Below are 16,876 nucleotides of genomic sequence, written 5' to 3'. Positions count from 1 at the left end.
AAATAATTTTTCAATGGGTTTCTATATATTTATCGTTATTTTAAGAATGCACTTAGCATCCATACATGTTGTTCTAATGTTGTATGAATTGCTAACAACATGTCAGCTGATGTTTCATCGCCAGCTTCGCCCGCAACTTCCATACCTTCTTTTAATTCTTGAATAAGTGCAGAATAATCATTCACTAATGTTTGCACCATTTCTTCTGCAGATTCTTTGCTTGTCCCTTCGCTGACACTAGATGTTGCGAGATATTCTTTCATTGTCGCTAATGGTTTACCTTCTAAAGCTAAAATACGTTCTGCTAACTCATCAATATACGTTCCAGCTTCATTATAAAACTCTTCAAATTTCTCATGTAATGTAAAGAAGTGTGGCCCTGTCACATACCAGTGATAATTATGTAGTTTCACATATAACACATTCCAGTTTGCTACCTGCTTGTTTAATACTTCAACAACATTTGTTTTCGTACTCATACAACCCACTCCTCTTATCATTTTGTAATGTTTATCTTTTAATAACCTAATTACATTTTACCATACATTCCCTTTCCTTTCGAACAATCGGCTTATATGTAACAAAGTTTTAACACCTTTAATACTTCCCTAATATCATTTAATTCATGTATTTTTTCAAACACTTCATACGTCTAATTGTCCAAGCTCATACATATGCATAATAGTACATCAAGCTCATCATAGTAGAAAGAGGGATAACATGGACAATCAACAATGGCAAGTAGCAAAGAAAGTAGCTGCTACTTATATCGGAACTGTCGTTGGAGCTGGATTTGCTACTGGACGAGAAATTGTTGAATTTTTCACAGTGAATGGATTATATGGGACAATTGGCATATGTGTAAGTGGATTTTTTTTTATTTGGCTCGGCACAAAGATGATGTTACTTTCATCGCAAATTGGGGCATTTTCAGCGCAAGAATTTAACAAATATTTATTTGGGGATGTATTTGGGAATGTTGTAAACACATTATTATTACTCGTTTTATTCGGCGTAACGAGCGTTATGTTATCAGGGGCTGGTGCAGTATTTGAAGAGCAACTTCGCTTACCAAGACAACTCGGTATTCTCATTACAGTTATCGCTTGTCTCATTATAAGTAGCCGCGGATTACAAGGTGTTTTTGAAGTAAATACACTTGTCGTACCTATTATGATGATTTTTATTATCGGACTTGCTATTACAACCTTTTTTCACGGTACACCTTCCATTAATAACACTATTCCTGCAGAGAGTTGGAATATGAAATGGATTACTAGCCCTATTACATATGTCGCCTTAAATCTTTCTCTCGCCCAAAGTGTTCTCGTCCCATTAGCCAGTGAAGTTAAGGATCGAAAAGCCATTTTTTGGGGTGGGATTTTAGGGGGTGCTGGACTTTCTTTAATTTTATTATGCAGCCATTTAGCAATCTTATCAGTCGATCAATTTTATCAATATAACATCCCAATGGCTGAAGTCATAAGAAGATTTAATGCAACTTTTCACTTCTTCTTCGTTCTCATTATTTTCGGTGAAGTTTTCACAACTTTAGTTGGTAATGTGTTCGGAATGACAAAACAGATGCAATCTATTACTGGGTGGAAAAATAACAATATTATTTTCTTTATTTTACTAATTAGTTATTGCTTTAGTTACATCGGTTACAGTGACTTACTTCACATTCTATATCCTATCATCGGATGGGTAAGTATTGTTATACTTCCAATCATTGCATTTAAACAACTTCAAAAAACATAAAAAAGCATCCATGTTATTGGATGCTTTTTTATGTTCATTCACAATCATCACATACTTCCCAGTACGGCCCCATTTCTAATGCTAAATATGGCTTTAATTGCAACCGAATCATTCGACTAGGCATGCGCTCTAAAACAAATTGAATACCCTCTTCATCTTCGTCTAATTCAACTTTTGAAATCGCAATTCTTTGCATAGTCGTAATGGGAATTCCATCTTTATATAAAGTGATTTTCACCTCATCGTATTCATTAAAATACAATTCGACACTCATTTGATTTTTCAGAATTTCATCAACAATTTTATATGTATCATTTTGTTCTTGGATTATATATTTCCATCCGCCTCTATCTTCTTTCGGAGCTGTTTGAAATAATGTCTCCAAATCCTCGTATAGCATAAGATAACCCCTCTCTTACTAAAAACGATGAGTATTTTATATACCCTTTATCTCTATCACTATCCATAGCTATTGTACCATATATCACCGTTCTTACCGTATTCATTTGCTTCATACATACTTATAAAACAACTAATTCTATCTCCATTATTATGTATATTACCTCATTACTCCATACTCTCTTACAAGTTCAAATAACATCAGACCTTAATCAATGCAAATATTCTCTACTGTCCGCTTTTATTAGCTTACAGCATTCACACTTTTACATATAGTAAGACTAACACAAATAAAAAAGGAGAGTGACTTATACCACTCCCCTTAAAAGAACTTCCCTATAGCTGCTAAAACTAATACGATTATTAAAATTGCGAATAATAATGAGACAATGAAACTAAAAATAGGTAACGCTTTCTTTTCATTCTTCTTAAATAGTAACTTTAAACTAAGAAAAATATTTACTGGCACAAGTATAAAATAAAAATATTTAACAATTTGCACCGAGCTATTCGAAAGTGTTTTTAATATAAACACTTCAATTAGAAAAACAATAAAAAATGAAATACTTAGCCAAAATGAAACGTAACTAAGCCAAGAATGTCTTTTTGTCCCCCAGTACACTCCCATAATACTCTCCTTTTATTTGTATTCTATAGGTTAACAATTATACACAAAGCTAACAAATACCTCTATTTTTCGACAAATATTATGCAAAATACCATTTTAAACGTCATAAGAGGACTCTACATCCCACATTTAAATTTACATAATAAAACAGACTCTCCCAATACATACTTCTATTTTAGGGACAGCCTGTTCTCTGTTAAACTTTAAATCTGTCAATTAGTCCTTGTAACTCTTCAGCCATTTGAGATAACGTGCCCGCTGCGGATCCAATTTCCTCCATCGAAGCTAGCTGTTCTTCAGCTGAAGCCGCAACATTTTGTGTGCTTGTTGCATTATTTTGTGCTGTCATTGCAATTTGTCCTACCGAAATAGATACTTCATTTGCCCCTTTTGACATTCCATTAGCCGTTTCAACCATCGTCTTAATTTGATTAGCTATTTCATTTGTAGATTGTAAAATTTCAGCAAAGTTTTGCTTCGTTTCATTTGCGATAACAAGTCCAGATTGAACTTCCTCATTTACATGATTCATAGATTTGACTGTCTTACCCATATCATCTTGTATTTCACATATTAATTTACTAATTTCACTAGAAGATACGCTAGACTGCTCTGCCAATTTACGTACTTCATCTGCAACAATCGCAAAACCTCTTCCATGCTCACCGGCTCTTGCAGCTTCAATCGCCGCATTTAGAGCTAGAAGGTTTGTTTGATCTGCAATATTTTGAATTACTTCTAAAATATCACCAATTTGTTTTGATTTATTATTTAGTAATTGTATAACTGCATCTGATTGTGACACAGATTCTGCAATAGACTGCATCTGGTTTACTGTTCTTCCTACTAGTTTCCCACCATCTTCTGCTTTTTCACGAGTATGTGCGGAAGCCGTATTAATAGATGATGAACTATTTGCTACATGCTGAATTCCTTCCGTTACATCAAATAGCAACATAGCACCATTTTCTACGCTTGTTGTTTGCGTCGTTGCCCCACTTGATATTTCATCCATTGCGATTGTAATTTGCTCAGTCGCTTCACTTGCTTGCCTTACACTTGCAGTTAGCTCTTCTGATGCCGCTGCAACATGCCCAGCTGAATCGTTAATTCTTCCGATTAACGTCCGTAACGAATTCGTCATCTCATTAAAGCCTTTAGCAAGTTGGCCGATTTCATCATTAGAATGAATTTCAATTGTTTGCGTTAAATCCCCTTCACTTATTTCTTTAGAGGTAACAACTAATCTCTTTAAAGGCTTCGTAATTGAAAGTGTTACAAAATAAATAAGTGCTCCACCTATTACTAATGAGATAAGCATAACAATTAACATATTATAAAATACAGGTTGAGCAGCTTCAATTACTTCACTTGAGTACATAGTCCCACCAATTTTCCAACCTGTTTTTACATTTGTAGCAAATACCATATTCTTTTCACTACCACCATAAGAATATGAAAAAGCACCGTGATTATCTTCATAAATTTTCTTTGCCCAAGAATCAGCCGCTTTTTCTCCTGATTTTTCTTGTGGATGAGCAATTATTTTTTGCTTTCCATCTAAAATGAAGGCATATCCTTTTTTACCAATATTAATTAACTTTGATGTTTTTAATAAATTATCTAAACTTAAATCTAGCGCAACAACCCCATTTTTATCTTCTGTTTGTTTTGCGATTGTTACGACAATATGTCCATTTCCTTTTGCCTTATACGGCTCAGTAACAACAATACCACCTTGTTTTGCCACTGCATCTTTATACCAAGGTCGTGCTGTTGGATCATAATCTGCTGCCATTTGTATATTTGGTTCTTGCACAAATTTTTTATCATTTCCGGCAACATATACTTGTTCAACATCTTTATTTAAATTTATATATTGAGATAATATTTTTCTTAATTCATCCTGATTATCTCCTTGATACATATTCCCCTGAATCACCCGTGCAAAATTATTCACATCATTAAATTTTGCATCAATCATTTGATTGATTAAATTATCCAGTATTTTTATATTGTCGTTGGCACTACTCTTAATTTGTGATTCAAAATTCTTTTTGGCTGTTTGATAAGACATGCCTCCGATAATAGACACAGCCGCAATTAAAATTACAAAGAATGAAATTAATAGCTTTTTTGCTACTTTCATATCACGAAACAAATTTAATAGTTTACCCATTATGAACCTCCTAATTTTCAAATTTAAAAGTTAAATTGAGTTAATTATTAATATTTCCCAATCCCTAATTATTATTTTCATAACCTATTATGATGAATACTTTGTAAAGTTTAAACAATTAATTTCTCTTTGTCTATATATATAAATAATATTATTATAAAATTTACAAATAGAAAAAACCAAAGGGCACCCTTTGGTTTTTACATTTTTTTATGTTGTTTAGAAAGCTTTTTCCACTTATCACGCTCTGCTCTGGCAAGGATTGCATCTTGTCTTCTCATAAAATACGCCAGTTCTCTTTGTAATTTTTTATAGCTTTTCAAACGATCTATCGTAATAAGTCCGTTATCAATTGCACTATGCACCGCGCATCCTGGTTCATTCTCATGCTTACAATCACGAAAACGGCATGTTGTCGCGAGTTTTTCAATATCAGAGAATGTTGTTTGAATCGCTTCGCTTCCTTCCCAAAGTTGCAATTCCCTCATGCCGGGAGTATCAATAACTAAACTACCACTCGGTAATCGGAACAATTCACGATGAGTTGTCGTATGTCTTCCTTTACTATCTTCCTCACGAATATCTCCCGTTTTTGCTACTTTAATTCCTATAAGTGCATTTAACAAAGTGGATTTCCCAACACCGGATGATCCGACTAAAGCAATTGTTTTCCCTGAAGAAACAAATTGCTGCAACGATTCAATACCAGTATGCTCTAAACTATCAACGACGAAGATTGGAACACCAATTGCCACAGCTTCCGTTTCAACAATTTTCTGTTCCATGTCCTCACATAAACTACTCTTTGTTAAAACAATTACAGGCATTGCACCGCTTTCATACGCTAAAAGTAAATAACGTTCCATTCTTCTTACATTAAAATCATGGTTAAGTGCATTCACTAAAAATAGATAATCTACATTCGCTGCTATTACTTGTTCTTCCGTTCGAGTACCAGCCTCTTGTCTAGAGAAAGAGCTTCTTCTCGGAAAAATACTATGAATGATAGCTTTCTTTTCATTCTCTATTTTCTTTATATACACCCAATCACCAACAGCTGGATAATCTCCCTTCGTTACTGCTTCATGCCGAAACTTCCCAGACAGTTCTGCCATATATTCACCATCGTTACAAATAATGCGATATATATGCTTATGCTCAAGTAAAATACGACCTACTTCAAATTTCTCTACAGCTTGTTCCTCAAAAAAAGAATCCCAGCCATACGATTCTAAAATATTTTGATTCAAATTGATATCCTCCCTAGTTTTAGCTAAGTGGAAGGATAGTGCGCTCACTTATATCGTTTCGCCCTTTCCATCCACCTTTGTATTTGGTTTATTATTCATATAAGTTATTTTCGCCATAACACATCACCCCGTTCTTATTTTAATTACTCTCATTATATGGAATTCTCCTATAAAAAGCTACATCATTTAACGTAATTTTCAAATAACTTGTTTTTGAGCATTCTAATTTGTCCTCAGTGACTAATTTCATCTTCTAGCACATGAAACCAAAGATAGTGCTGGTTATATACTACACCGTTAGGCCACTTTCTTTCTGACATGAGCCACTCATCACCTTGTTCACTTAAATACTTCAGAGATTCTTCTCGAACACTTTGTAGAAGTTGTACATAATACTGTATTTCATGACCACGGATTGCTCTACCCGCTTCCCCTAAATACAGTGCATCTTCCCATATTTCTAATTCTTCTTTTGTAAAGTCACGATCTTGAAATGAAATAAGCTGATGAACTTTTTCAATAGCTGCTATATGTTTTAATAAGGCACCAATTGAATTCCCGCTACTCTGCATAATTAAATCTAATTGCTCAACTGATAAATTTCTTACTTCGCCTAATGTTACAGCTCTCGTATGCTCAAGCATGCTTACTAATTCCCCTATTTTTTTTGTATAACCATCTACACTTCTTATTCGATAATCTATATTCATATCACGCACCCCTTTCTGCATTCATATTATTGTAAAAATGATTCATATAATAGACTGAAATCTATCGGAATTTTCTGTTATAATTAAATTGAATACAAAATATACCCAAACAAACTTTCTCAATATGCTTATATGAAATATTAAAAGGAATCAATATAAAATAATCGAATCTTATTCACTAAAAGGAGTGGATTCGATGGAAATGTATCAATGGCTAACCGCTGTTCTCGTTGGTGGCATTACTGGCTTCGTTTCCCATCTAATCAATAACCAAGGTAAGTTATTGCTTCCACGCCGTTTGAAAACATTTTTTCATTTTGGATTTTTAACTGATATTTTTACCGGTAGCCTAGCCGCACTTCTCGGACTCGTTTTATTCGATGTCACCGCAATAAAAGAAATTATAAAAGTATCCATTGTAACTGCTATTTCCGGTCAAACTTTCTTACTACATCAAGCTCTTGGTGGCGAACAGGCTAAAAATACGCAAATTGGGAAAGCTGATGAGAAGATTCAAGAAATTGACAAATTATTGCGACGTTAGTGTATACTTTCTTTTAAAATTATTGTTATAATGAGAAATAAATATTTTCTATTGCGTCGTTTGTCAGGAGAAAGGGTGTTTCGTATGACAAAAAAGAAAATAGAAGATTTCTTAACAAACTCCGAAAAAGAGGAACTGCTAGAAAACTATAAATGTTTACGAGAAGCCCGCACAAAAAGCGAAGCTAACTATTTTGGTGAAGCAGTGAACCATCTATTAAATAAAGCAAAACAACGAATTATTAAAGATGCAGGTATACATGATGAAAATGCAGCAACTGTTCAATCAAAAAGAAAAGCACTGTTTTAGTTACATTAGCTAAAACAGTGCTTTTTGTTACAATATTTTTCACATTACTTTCACATCTATTTCATAAATATAAGTACTTCTATATGTTAAACTAGGTATATCCTTTTCCGAGGAGCTATATGCCGATATATAAATCCCTATCACCATAGGGATTTTTTATTTTCCCATAATTTTATTACAATTCTTTTTCAATAATATAGCTGAACAACGAATTATTAAAGATGCAGGTATACATAATGAAAATGCAGCAACTATGCAATCAAAAAGAAAAGTACCTTTTAGACTTAACCCAAAAAGTGCTTTTTGATTTACTAAAACTTTATGATGCAATTCCTTTTTCATTATCTTTATTAATGTTTTCACTTTTTCTAAACAGAAATAAAGCTAAAACATATAATAACGCAGTAAAGCTACCTACTAATATAAAATTATGAGATGTTGCAAATAACATTCCTGCTATTGCCGCACCAATCATTTGGCCAATGTACATCGAGGCATTTGCAAGAGCAGCACCTGTTCCTCTTGCTATAGTAGACATGTTTTGTAAGTGTCCCATCATTAATACAAACAAAATTCCTGTCACAAAAAATAAAACAAAGAAAAATAATTCAACAAATATAATACTCTTTAAATAAGGGAGTATTACATATAACACTGCTGTAAATACAATTCCACCATAGAAAGAAAAATTGTAACCAATTTTATTTACGAGTCTAGGGCCCAAAATATTACCAGCTAAATTTCCTAATCCTAGTACAAGCATAGCCGTACCTACTTCATGAACCTGTAACCCAAATTGAACGAAAAGCCATACACCAAAGAATGAAAATGCAGCAAAATTTCCGGTTTGAAAAATAAAGTAGGCCAAATAGGAAAGTGAAACCTTTGAATCTGTAAGTAATTGTTTATAACGCTTTAAGATAGATTTTTTATTTCCACTTATATAAACAGAGGGTACTATCCCTCTGTTTCACTAATCTTCTAAAATAGATTGGATTTCTTTCATGACTCTTTTATTCAATGAAACGTCTACCGCTTTCACACTTTCTCTTATTTGCTCTGCCCGCTTTCCACCAGGTATAACTGTATCAATTCCTTCTTTATTTAATAACCATGCTAACGCTAAATGAGACACTTCAATATCATTTTCTTTAGCTAGCCCTTTTAACTTTTCCACTTTCTTAAAATTACTCTTATATGTATTTTCTTCAAATAGATTTACATTTTGGCGCCAATCGACTTTGTTCAATTTAAAATCTTCTGTATATTTTCCGCCTAATATTCCAAAAGCAAGAGGCCCATATGGAATAAATGAAATACCCGCTTCTATACAATGCGGCAACAGTTCTTCCTCAGCCGTACGTTCTAACATATTGTACGGAGATTGTACAACATCTATATGACCATGTTGGTTCGCTTCTTTTAATTGTTCTATGTTTACGTTCGATATTCCAATTGAACGAATTTTCCCTTCTTCTTTTAAACGAGTAAGCTCTCCGATTGAATCTATGTAACTTGTTTCAGAATTTGTAAAATGCAAATAATATAAATCAATATAATCAGTCTGTAACCTTCTTAAGCTATTCTCCACAGCATTTCTTAAATAACTTGGTTCATTGTTAATATAAGTTTCTCCATTTAATAACGGTTGAATTCCACCTTTTGTAGCAAGTATAAGCTTATGGCGTTTTCCCTTTAATACTTCTCCTACCATTTCCTCAGATCTACCGACACCATATGAATCTGCTGTATCAAAAAATGTAATCCCTTGCTGAATAGCTTCTTCTACTAATTGCTTTCCTTCTTCTTCATTCACATCAGCATATAAATTATGTCCCCCTACTGCATTTGTACCTAAACCCAACTTTGAAATATTTAATCCTGCCTTTTGCAATTTTGTATACTTCATTTTTTCTCCCCCTATATTTCTATTGTTCGAATATATTCGAAAAATAGAAATATACCACTTTATATGTTATAGTGCAAATATCTCAACTTATACAAGCAGGTGAAATATGCGTACACTCTATCATCCAAATCGAGAAGAAATTCAATTTTCTTCTGTCTTATATGCACTTAGCGATCAAATTCGTTTACAAATTGTAAATATGTTACTAGAGAAAAACGAACAATCTTGTGGCGCTTTAAACATTCCTATTGCGAAATCAACTTTATCTCACCATTTCAAAGTTTTACGTGAGTCAGGTGTTATGTACACGCGCCTTGAAGGAACACAACGTTTCATTTCAATTCGTGAAGAAGATTTAAATGCTAGATTCCCAGGTTTGTTACAAGTTGTATTACATGCGACAGAGCCATATTAAAAAACATCTCATATGAATATGAGATGTTTTTTAATATGGCTATTCTTTTAATAAATCTATTAATCCATTTCCTTCAGATGTACGTTCGTACCCTAAAGGTACAGTTCTTTTAATGAGTTGTGCATATATTTCCGGCTCCGATAACTTTCGACCATATTCTTTCTCACACTGTTTAATGAGCAAGGCGAGCGCTCCAGCAACATGCGGCGTCGCCATGGAAGTTCCACTTAACACAGCATATTTCCCATCTGGATACGTAGATAATATTTCATCACCTGGCGCTACTAGATCAATTTCTTGATTTGAATTACTAAAACATGTAATCTTCCGCTCTAAATTAACAGCACCAACTTCAATTACCTCAGAATAAGCACCTGGGAAATCTAATTCCTCTGTTTCATCATCGCAATCTCCATTATTTCCAGCAGCACATACAACGAGAACATCCTGATTTACCGCATTTTGAATTGCTTCATGTAATTCTGGAACATCTTGCGGACCACCAAGTGACATTGAAATAATTCTCACTTTCTCTTGATTCGGCCCTCTCCAATTTACAGCATAATGAATTGCCTCAATAATTTGCTCATAACTTCCAGAACCATCTCCCGCTAAAACTTTTAATACTAACATTTTAGCAAGTGGTGCAACTCCCAATACACCGACACCATTTTCAGTCGCGGCAATCGTGCCCGCTACATGAGTACCATGTCCGTTATTATCAAGATACACATTTGGATCAGCTTCATAATCTTTTGTGAAATTTCTTCCGCCGATAATACGATCCTTTAAATCTATATGATTGGTATCACACCCTGTATCTAATACGGCAACGACTACATCTTGCCCCTTCACACTCTTTTCCCATACTTGTGGAGCGTGAATCAGTTGTACACCTGGTGGAATTTCATTTACTTGCTCTACCACCTTATTTACGGTAAACGGAATCAATTGTATACCTTTTTGCTTATTCACTGTACTACTCATCGTAATCCCTCCTGAAAATGTATTATTTTCATTTCAGACCACTTTTGAATACTTGTAAATGTAACATTCGTTTTATTCTTTTTGTTTTCCTTCTTTTCAAATATTTCTCAACATCATTAACTAACTCTATACTACTTTTTTATTTCCCCTATGATTTGTAGGAAGTAACAGCCCGTGTCGTTCAACTAATAACCAAAATAAGAGGACCAATTAATGGTCCTCTTACAGTCTTTTAAAAAAATGATATGTAATTTGAAAAATAATATAAATTAAGACTAAACCTCACTCTTGTTTAAAAACTTTTCTATTTCTTTTACTAAATATTCCGCTCCCTCTATCCCAACAGTAATATTTCCATTTGCTAATGATATGTTCTGTTCTGAAACATCACCTGTGATTTGGCAAGCATTGTAAGGTTGATATTTTTGCAAAATGATTTTATCTGCTTCTACAAAAATTTCAAGCGGTGATTTGATTTGTATTCCCAATACATCGCGTAATTCTTTAGGGATAACAATTCGTCCTAATTCGTCTACTTTTCGAATAACTCCTGTTGCTTTCATAGTTCTCCCCCCTTACTCTCTATTAATTTTTCCACCTCGCTTTTTCCATTTTATCACTTTTTGACAATACTTGCCTCTTTTTAGAAAATTTTGTACTCGAGTTAAAAAAACACATTTAATGCATACGTAATCTCTCTTTCAATTGTTTTACATAACGGGATCTTATAAGTAAGAAGTATACAACTTGAATACCTATGAAAATACTTAATACAACTGTATTTTCTTTAAACAATGAGTACTCAAACATTTGCCCTAACGCCGTTAAGGCTACTGCCCCATGTAATGTTGCAACACCAATTGGAACGAAGAATAAAAGCGCCAATCGAATTGTAACTACCTTCGATAATTCCCCACTCGTCAATCCAACTTTTCGAATCATTTCGAACAAGCGAACATCATCCTCCAAATCGGAGAATAAACGGAAGTAAAGGAAACTTCCTGTGCAAACGAAAAATACTATACCAATAAAGAAACCTACAAATAAAATCGGTCCTGCAATTTGTAAACTTTGGTTTTGTTCGTACTCTTCCGCACTAAACGTTGAATGTTCTTGATGCGGTTTAATTTGATGCGTAAGCTCTTTACCAATTTCAATCTCATCTTTCATTCTTTCAGTTTTATACATATAATCTTTTGTCTCTATAAATCCATCTTGTAATGAATCATATTGATTATTAGAGATTACATAAACATTTCCTCTTAATATTTTCCCCAATGAAGATGAAGTAACTTTTTTCACCTTTAAATGTTCATTCATATTGGGTAAAGTAATTTCTTTTCTTTCTTTCATCGCCGGCCCTGGTATATTAGCTGACAAAAATACAACCTCTTTATTTGCTACAGTATTAAATGGTTCTCCTGTTAACTTTGCATATTCCTTATAGTCTGATTCTTTTATAAAAGTGGCGCTTCTTAACGACTGTTCCTCCGTTTTCTTTGTCGAAATATTAGTTTTTGAAGCTGCTATATTATGTTTCTTTAATCCTTTGTCAATCATTTGTATATGTTGTGATTCGTTACTATTCCCTTGCTTAGAATGGTAATGAAACGCAATTGGTCTCTCCATTATCTCTTTCGTCATGGATGCGAAGCCAACTAATGTCCCTATTGCTGAAAATGCTACAGTAGAAATAATGGTTACAATAAAGAACATTCTTGCGTTATCTCTCATGCGATACGCTAAATCTGATAACGTAATAATATTAGTCTGTGTCCAATAGAAACGTTTACTTTTTTTACATAATCGAATAATAAAGACACTCAGCTGCTTGTACAACAAATACGTCCCAATAGTAACTACCGTTGTAACAGGAATCATCATAATAAATACCATTGCGCCATGCGATAGAAGAGCTCCTATATAGCCAGCACTAAGCAACACTACTGCTAATATTGAAGAAATGATTGATGCTTTCGGTTCCGGTTTTGCCTCTGCTGATCCTCTAAACAACTTCATAATTTTATTTTTACGAATCATTCCTGCACTAAACAATGATATGATCATAAATAATATGAAAAACATAATACTCGTTACAACAATTGCTTTCATCGGTATGTAATAGGATAAGGAGATATCTAGTTTTAATATCATCGGGGCGGCAAATATTAATACCCCTGAAAATAACATACCTGAAAGAATACCAAAAATAATTGCCCCTATTCCAATCATAATATTTTCAAAAAAGATAAGACGCTTTAATTGATATTTCGTCATACCTAGCATCATTAAAATTCCTAGCTCACGCTTTCTCGTTTTTAAAAACATTCCCCATCGAATATAAAATAAAGAAGAATGTAAATAAGTAAATAATAGACTGTGCAAAAGACATACTTACGAATACGTACTGCCCCAATTCTCCTGCACTTAATGCCGGATGAAACGCAAAAAATGAATACACAAAAAAGGCCATAATTGCAAATGCACTACTTAAAAAATAGGCTGAGTATGTCCGTCTATTTCGCGTTACATTCCGATATGCGAGTTCTCTAATGTTCATATTACTTCTCCGCCCTTCTTTCTACTAACTATGTTTTTATATTAGTAAAGTACGGAAATACCTTCCATCGATTCAAATGACAAAAACCTTACATTTTTGAAAGGTTTAAAAAAATTGATTATGCGTAGTACTTTATTTATAATGACTACATTCATATTCATACACACATCCTATTGTATATTCGTTAGTTTTGCGAAATAATAAAGGATAGAAGTATGTACCAATATAATACATAATTTTTTTTACCGCTTTAATATGAATAGGAGGAAAATATAATGACATTACAAGAACAGATTATGAAAGCATTACATGTTCAGCCTGTAATTGATCCAAAAGTTGAAATTCGTAAACGAGTTGATTTCTTAAAAGATTATGTAAAAAAAACAGGTGCAAAAGGATTTGTACTTGGGATTAGCGGCGGCCAAGACTCTACATTAGCAGGACGCTTAGCACAACTTGCAGTTGAAGAAATTCGTAACGAAGGTGGTAACGCAACGTTTATCGCTGTACGTCTTCCTTATAAAGTACAAAAGGATGAAGATGACGCACAATTAGCGTTACAATTTATTCAAGCTGATCAATCAACTGCATTTGATATCGCTTCAACCGTTGATGCTTTTTCAAATCAATACGAGAACTTATTAGGTGAATCATTAACTGATTTCAATAAAGGTAACGTGAAAGCTCGTATCCGTATGGTTACACAATATGCAATTGGTGGACAAAAAGGGCTACTTGTTATCGGAACAGATCACGCTGCAGAAGCTGTAACAGGGTTCTTTACAAAATTCGGAGATGGTGGTGCAGATTTATTACCATTAACGGGATTAACGAAGCGCCAGGGACGTGCATTATTACAAGAGTTAGGTGCAGACGAGCGACTGTACTTAAAAATGCCAACAGCTGATTTATTAGATGAAAAACCGGGTCAAGCTGATGAAACAGAGTTAGGTATTACTTATGATCAATTAGATGATTATTTAGAAGGTAAAGCAGTTCCAGCTGACGTTGCAGAGAAAATTGAAAAACGTTACACAGTAAGTGAGCATAAAAGACAAGTACCAGCGTCAATGTTTGATGATTGGTGGAAATAGAACATAAAAAAGAAGCTAATCTTTTAGCTTCTTTTTTTATGTTAGCGATATACCCCTACTCTTTTCTCCAATAAATCTTGCAAGCAATCTTCATGTTGTTTACAAAATAACGGTGGCATGTCGTCTAACGGGAAAAACTTCAAATCTAACGTTTCATCACCATCTACTTTTTTGTCGCCTCCAACTATTGAGCATGAAAAACACATCACAATTGACTGTGCCTTATCTCCATTTGGATATGATTGAAAATATTTTGTATACACTCCAATAAGCTCATTTATTTCTACATCATACCCGGTTTCTTCTTTTATTTCTCGAATCGCAGTTTCCGCAGCCGATTCTCCTATCTCCATTGCGCCACCTGGAAATCCCCAAGCGTTAAAGTCTCCTCTTTTTTGCAATAATACTTCTCCCTCTTTATTAAATACACAACCACCGGCAAAATTTAAGAAAACATAATCATGCCCTACTTTTTCACGTAATTCTTTTATATAGTTGGCCATTCTCTTTCCCCTTTTCATACTTCTATCGCTATTTCTTATCTTTTTCAAGCAACTCAATAATTCGATCTAGCTTCTGGTTCATATTAATTACATAGTGTTTCTTTGCAGCGCTGCTTTGTAATACTCTTCTAATAAACAAAGTAAATGATATGAAAAACAAAACGATAAGTCTGATTACTAAACAAGTATATATCAATATAAATATATTACTTTCGAACAAGTTCATTCAGCATTCACATCTTCTCCTTTTTATTTTATCACATAATTAACAATTTTTTAAATTAAACAACAAATATAAAAAGAGCATCTTTTACAGATGCTCTTTCTCATTACTTAATACGTAAATGTAATTGTCGCTAATGAATAACCGGCCATTGCACTATATGGTGCTACTTGATAAGACACACGCTTTGCACCTTTTGGCCAATTTATTTCATTTAATACTTTCTTTATATCTTGCATCGCTCCATCCATGGACTGCTTATATCGTACTTCTACTTTTTCTGGTTTGGCTGCAAACTGTTGCTGTAACTTTTTCTTAAATTCATTATAATTATCTGCTCCGTATTCCGCAGATAAGTATTGTAAATTTGTTTCTTTTAACATTTGCTCATATACGACAGTTTTTGAGCTACCAGCTTTTATTTTATTTGTTAATTCACCAAAATAACTTGTAGTTGCTGCTGGATATTTACTACGATCCCAGTCGTGATCTTTACTTAACTGTTCGTCAGACATATTAAAATATGAGTAAGTTACACGCCCTGCTTTATCTGGTACTGGATCATCAAATGTAGTATCTAGGTGATACCATTTGTTTTCAATGTTTACTAAATTCCACGCGTGAGCTTGTCCGTTTCCTGTGCCTGTTACAATATGATTTTGAATACCTGCCTCTTTTAACAACTCATACGTTAATAGTGTATATCCTTGGCAAACGGCAGAACGATTCGCTAATGCTTCATATGCCGTATACGCTTGATAAGACGTATCATAAGACACATGCTTAACAACGTAATCGTGAATAGCTTTTACTTTCTCATGCTCATCCATCCCTGGTTTTACAATTGATCCAACAATTGCTTTCGCCTGAGCTTTTACATATTGAGTTTGTTCTTTTGATTCACGGTATTTTACTTGCAGTGTAAACGTATAGTCCCCTGGCATTCCTTTAATAGAATATCTAGTAGACCCTACATTATATTTTACATACTCATCAGCATCTACAATTTTATTAAACTCACCATACAATTGATCCATAATATTTCTAGCATTTCTATCTTTTGTTTTATATGTGATTGTAATATTTTCTTCTCGATTATCAATCTGTTTTTTTAATTCTTTTCTGAAATCATCTAATAACTTTACATCTGATTGTGCTGTCACTGTAGTCGGATTTGTAGCTGCATAAGATACAGATGACGCTTGTAAGCCTCCCATTACTATAGTTGAACAAAGTGCGGCAGCTGTCACATACTTACTTGTCTTTCCCATCTTGTCACTCCTTATATTCTATAACTATACGAAAAAGTATCGTATAGTTTCAGAGTATACAATACTTTTTCGTATAGGTCATATGAGATTATGCATATTAACTAATTCACATAAAAAGGTTGTTCTTTTAAAAA

Annotated in this window: 17 protein-coding genes and 2 pseudogenes; 5 read left to right on the top strand and 14 right to left on the bottom strand. The window is 33.7% G+C overall.

The window, feature by feature from the left end:
- Window positions 1–35 precede the first annotated feature (35 nt).
- Window positions 36–479 (bottom strand): Dps family protein, encoded by a 444-nt coding sequence (locus ASE54_RS03265; protein WP_000105199.1) that lies wholly within the window; start codon window positions 477–479, stop codon window positions 36–38.
- Between the two features lie 241 nt (window positions 480–720).
- Between ASE54_RS03265 and ASE54_RS03260 the strand changes: the two genes are divergently transcribed.
- Entirely contained in the window at window positions 721–1,761 is a 1,041-nt protein-coding gene (locus tag ASE54_RS03260; RefSeq protein ID WP_000370209.1) for a GerAB/ArcD/ProY family transporter, read from the top strand.
- A gap of 34 nt (window positions 1,762–1,795) precedes the next feature.
- On the opposite strand, the gene ASE54_RS03255 is transcribed toward ASE54_RS03260, so the two are convergent.
- From ASE54_RS03255 to ASE54_RS03235, 5 genes are all read right to left on the bottom strand, one after another.
- Window positions 1,796–2,161 carry a DUF3979 family protein gene (locus ASE54_RS03255; RefSeq protein ID WP_000965064.1) on the bottom strand — a complete coding sequence of 122 codons (366 nt, stop codon included), beginning with the start codon at window positions 2,159–2,161 and terminating at the stop codon, window positions 1,796–1,798.
- A 321-nt stretch (window positions 2,162–2,482) separates the two neighbouring features.
- Window positions 2,483–2,788, bottom strand: coding sequence for a hypothetical protein (locus tag ASE54_RS03250; protein ID WP_000539571.1), 306 nt, complete (start codon window positions 2,786–2,788; stop codon window positions 2,483–2,485).
- Between the two features lie 196 nt (window positions 2,789–2,984).
- Complete coding sequence (locus ASE54_RS03245) at window positions 2,985–4,967, bottom strand: methyl-accepting chemotaxis protein (RefSeq protein ID WP_000517283.1); 1,983 nt, start codon at window positions 4,965–4,967, stop codon at window positions 2,985–2,987.
- A gap of 200 nt (window positions 4,968–5,167) precedes the next feature.
- Entirely contained in the window at window positions 5,168–6,217 is a 1,050-nt protein-coding gene (gene rsgA, locus ASE54_RS03240; protein ID WP_001073087.1) for a ribosome small subunit-dependent GTPase A, read from the bottom strand.
- A gap of 233 nt (window positions 6,218–6,450) precedes the next feature.
- Window positions 6,451–6,927: a DUF664 domain-containing protein gene (locus ASE54_RS03235; protein ID WP_001018103.1), complete on the bottom strand. Its 477-nt coding sequence runs from the start codon at window positions 6,925–6,927 to the stop codon at window positions 6,451–6,453.
- A gap of 196 nt (window positions 6,928–7,123) precedes the next feature.
- On the opposite strand from ASE54_RS03235, the gene ASE54_RS03230 reads away from it, so the two are divergent.
- Window positions 7,124–7,471 carry a DUF4257 domain-containing protein gene (locus ASE54_RS03230; RefSeq protein ID WP_000426317.1) on the top strand — a complete coding sequence of 116 codons (348 nt, stop codon included), beginning with the start codon at window positions 7,124–7,126 and terminating at the stop codon, window positions 7,469–7,471.
- An 84-nt stretch (window positions 7,472–7,555) separates the two neighbouring features.
- A complete protein-coding gene (locus ASE54_RS03225; RefSeq protein WP_000162602.1) occupies window positions 7,556–7,780 on the top strand; it encodes a hypothetical protein in 225 nt (74 codons plus the stop codon).
- Window positions 7,781–8,099: 319 nt separating this feature from the next.
- Here ASE54_RS03225 and ASE54_RS03220 read toward each other — a convergent pair.
- Window positions 8,100–8,729: pseudogene (locus ASE54_RS03220) on the bottom strand (MFS transporter); the annotation flags it as partial.
- Window positions 8,730–8,753: 24 nt separating this feature from the next.
- Window positions 8,754–9,689 carry an aldo/keto reductase gene (locus tag ASE54_RS03215; RefSeq protein ID WP_000877948.1) on the bottom strand — a complete coding sequence of 312 codons (936 nt, stop codon included), beginning with the start codon at window positions 9,687–9,689 and terminating at the stop codon, window positions 8,754–8,756.
- 106 nt (window positions 9,690–9,795) lie between these two features.
- Here ASE54_RS03215 and ASE54_RS03210 point away from each other — a divergent pair, with 106 nt between their 5' ends.
- Window positions 9,796–10,104, top strand: coding sequence for a helix-turn-helix transcriptional regulator (locus ASE54_RS03210; protein ID WP_001259903.1), 309 nt, complete (start codon window positions 9,796–9,798; stop codon window positions 10,102–10,104).
- Window positions 10,105–10,143: 39 nt separating this feature from the next.
- Here the strand turns inward: ASE54_RS03210 and ASE54_RS03205 are convergent, their stop codons facing one another.
- The 3 genes and pseudogenes from ASE54_RS03205 to ASE54_RS03195 all read right to left on the bottom strand — a co-directional run bounded on the left by ASE54_RS03205 (window position 10,144) and on the right by ASE54_RS03195 (window position 13,651).
- Complete coding sequence (locus tag ASE54_RS03205; RefSeq protein WP_000099758.1) at window positions 10,144–11,091, bottom strand: serine protease; 948 nt, start codon at window positions 11,089–11,091, stop codon at window positions 10,144–10,146.
- 275 nt (window positions 11,092–11,366) lie between these two features.
- The gene (locus ASE54_RS03200; protein WP_000648324.1) at window positions 11,367–11,654 is read right to left on the bottom strand and encodes an AbrB/MazE/SpoVT family DNA-binding domain-containing protein; all 288 of its coding nucleotides are present in this window, start codon (window positions 11,652–11,654) and stop codon (window positions 11,367–11,369) included.
- A gap of 115 nt (window positions 11,655–11,769) precedes the next feature.
- Window positions 11,770–13,651: pseudogene (locus tag ASE54_RS03195) on the bottom strand (ABC transporter permease).
- 275 nt (window positions 13,652–13,926) lie between these two features.
- Here ASE54_RS03195 and nadE point away from each other — a divergent pair.
- Window positions 13,927–14,745: an ammonia-dependent NAD(+) synthetase gene (gene nadE / locus ASE54_RS03185; RefSeq protein WP_000174897.1), complete on the top strand. Its 819-nt coding sequence runs from the start codon at window positions 13,927–13,929 to the stop codon at window positions 14,743–14,745.
- 41 nt (window positions 14,746–14,786) lie between these two features.
- Here nadE and ASE54_RS03180 read toward each other — a convergent pair whose 3' ends face one another.
- The 3 genes from ASE54_RS03180 to ASE54_RS03175 form a co-directional block, all read right to left on the bottom strand.
- Window positions 14,787–15,248, bottom strand: coding sequence for an NUDIX hydrolase (locus ASE54_RS03180; RefSeq protein ID WP_000024996.1), 462 nt, complete (start codon window positions 15,246–15,248; stop codon window positions 14,787–14,789).
- 28 nt (window positions 15,249–15,276) lie between these two features.
- On the bottom strand, window positions 15,277–15,474 hold the full coding sequence (locus ASE54_RS33540) for a DUF4083 domain-containing protein (protein ID WP_014895224.1): 198 nt from the start codon (window positions 15,472–15,474) through the stop codon (window positions 15,277–15,279).
- A 107-nt stretch (window positions 15,475–15,581) separates the two neighbouring features.
- Complete coding sequence (locus tag ASE54_RS03175; RefSeq protein ID WP_000520868.1) at window positions 15,582–16,742, bottom strand: transglutaminase domain-containing protein; 1,161 nt, start codon at window positions 16,740–16,742, stop codon at window positions 15,582–15,584.
- Between the last annotated feature and the right edge of the window lie 134 nt (window positions 16,743–16,876).

The sequence above is a fragment of the Bacillus sp. Root131 genome, assembly GCF_001429475.1.
Classification (GTDB): domain Bacteria; phylum Bacillota; class Bacilli; order Bacillales; family Bacillaceae_G; genus Bacillus_A; species Bacillus_A thuringiensis_S.
Note: the sequence above shows the minus strand (reverse complement) of the source record. Positions and strands in the feature narration are given on the sequence as shown.

Coding starts and splice junctions, on each gene's coding strand:
- ASE54_RS03265 (WP_000105199.1), bottom strand. CDS start 479: ATGAGTACGAAAACAAATGTTGTTGAAGTATTAAACAAGCAGGTAGCA.
- ASE54_RS03260 (WP_000370209.1), top strand. CDS start 721: ATGGACAATCAACAATGGCAAGTAGCAAAGAAAGTAGCTGCTACTTAT.
- ASE54_RS03255 (WP_000965064.1), bottom strand. CDS start 2,161: ATGCTATACGAGGATTTGGAGACATTATTTCAAACAGCTCCGAAAGAA.
- ASE54_RS03250 (WP_000539571.1), bottom strand. CDS start 2,788: ATGGGAGTGTACTGGGGGACAAAAAGACATTCTTGGCTTAGTTACGTT.
- ASE54_RS03245 (WP_000517283.1), bottom strand. CDS start 4,967: ATGGGTAAACTATTAAATTTGTTTCGTGATATGAAAGTAGCAAAAAAG.
- ASE54_RS03235 (WP_001018103.1), bottom strand. CDS start 6,927: ATGAATATAGATTATCGAATAAGAAGTGTAGATGGTTATACAAAAAAA.
- ASE54_RS03230 (WP_000426317.1), top strand. CDS start 7,124: ATGGAAATGTATCAATGGCTAACCGCTGTTCTCGTTGGTGGCATTACT.
- ASE54_RS03225 (WP_000162602.1), top strand. CDS start 7,556: ATGACAAAAAAGAAAATAGAAGATTTCTTAACAAACTCCGAAAAAGAG.
- ASE54_RS03215 (WP_000877948.1), bottom strand. CDS start 9,689: ATGAAGTATACAAAATTGCAAAAGGCAGGATTAAATATTTCAAAGTTG.
- ASE54_RS03210 (WP_001259903.1), top strand. CDS start 9,796: ATGCGTACACTCTATCATCCAAATCGAGAAGAAATTCAATTTTCTTCT.
- ASE54_RS03205 (WP_000099758.1), bottom strand. CDS start 11,091: ATGAGTAGTACAGTGAATAAGCAAAAAGGTATACAATTGATTCCGTTT.
- ASE54_RS03200 (WP_000648324.1), bottom strand. CDS start 11,654: ATGAAAGCAACAGGAGTTATTCGAAAAGTAGACGAATTAGGACGAATT.
- nadE (WP_000174897.1), top strand. CDS start 13,927: ATGACATTACAAGAACAGATTATGAAAGCATTACATGTTCAGCCTGTA.
- ASE54_RS03180 (WP_000024996.1), bottom strand. CDS start 15,248: ATGGCCAACTATATAAAAGAATTACGTGAAAAAGTAGGGCATGATTAT.
- ASE54_RS33540 (WP_014895224.1), bottom strand. CDS start 15,474: ATGAACTTGTTCGAAAGTAATATATTTATATTGATATATACTTGTTTA.
- ASE54_RS03175 (WP_000520868.1), bottom strand. CDS start 16,742: ATGGGAAAGACAAGTAAGTATGTGACAGCTGCCGCACTTTGTTCAACT.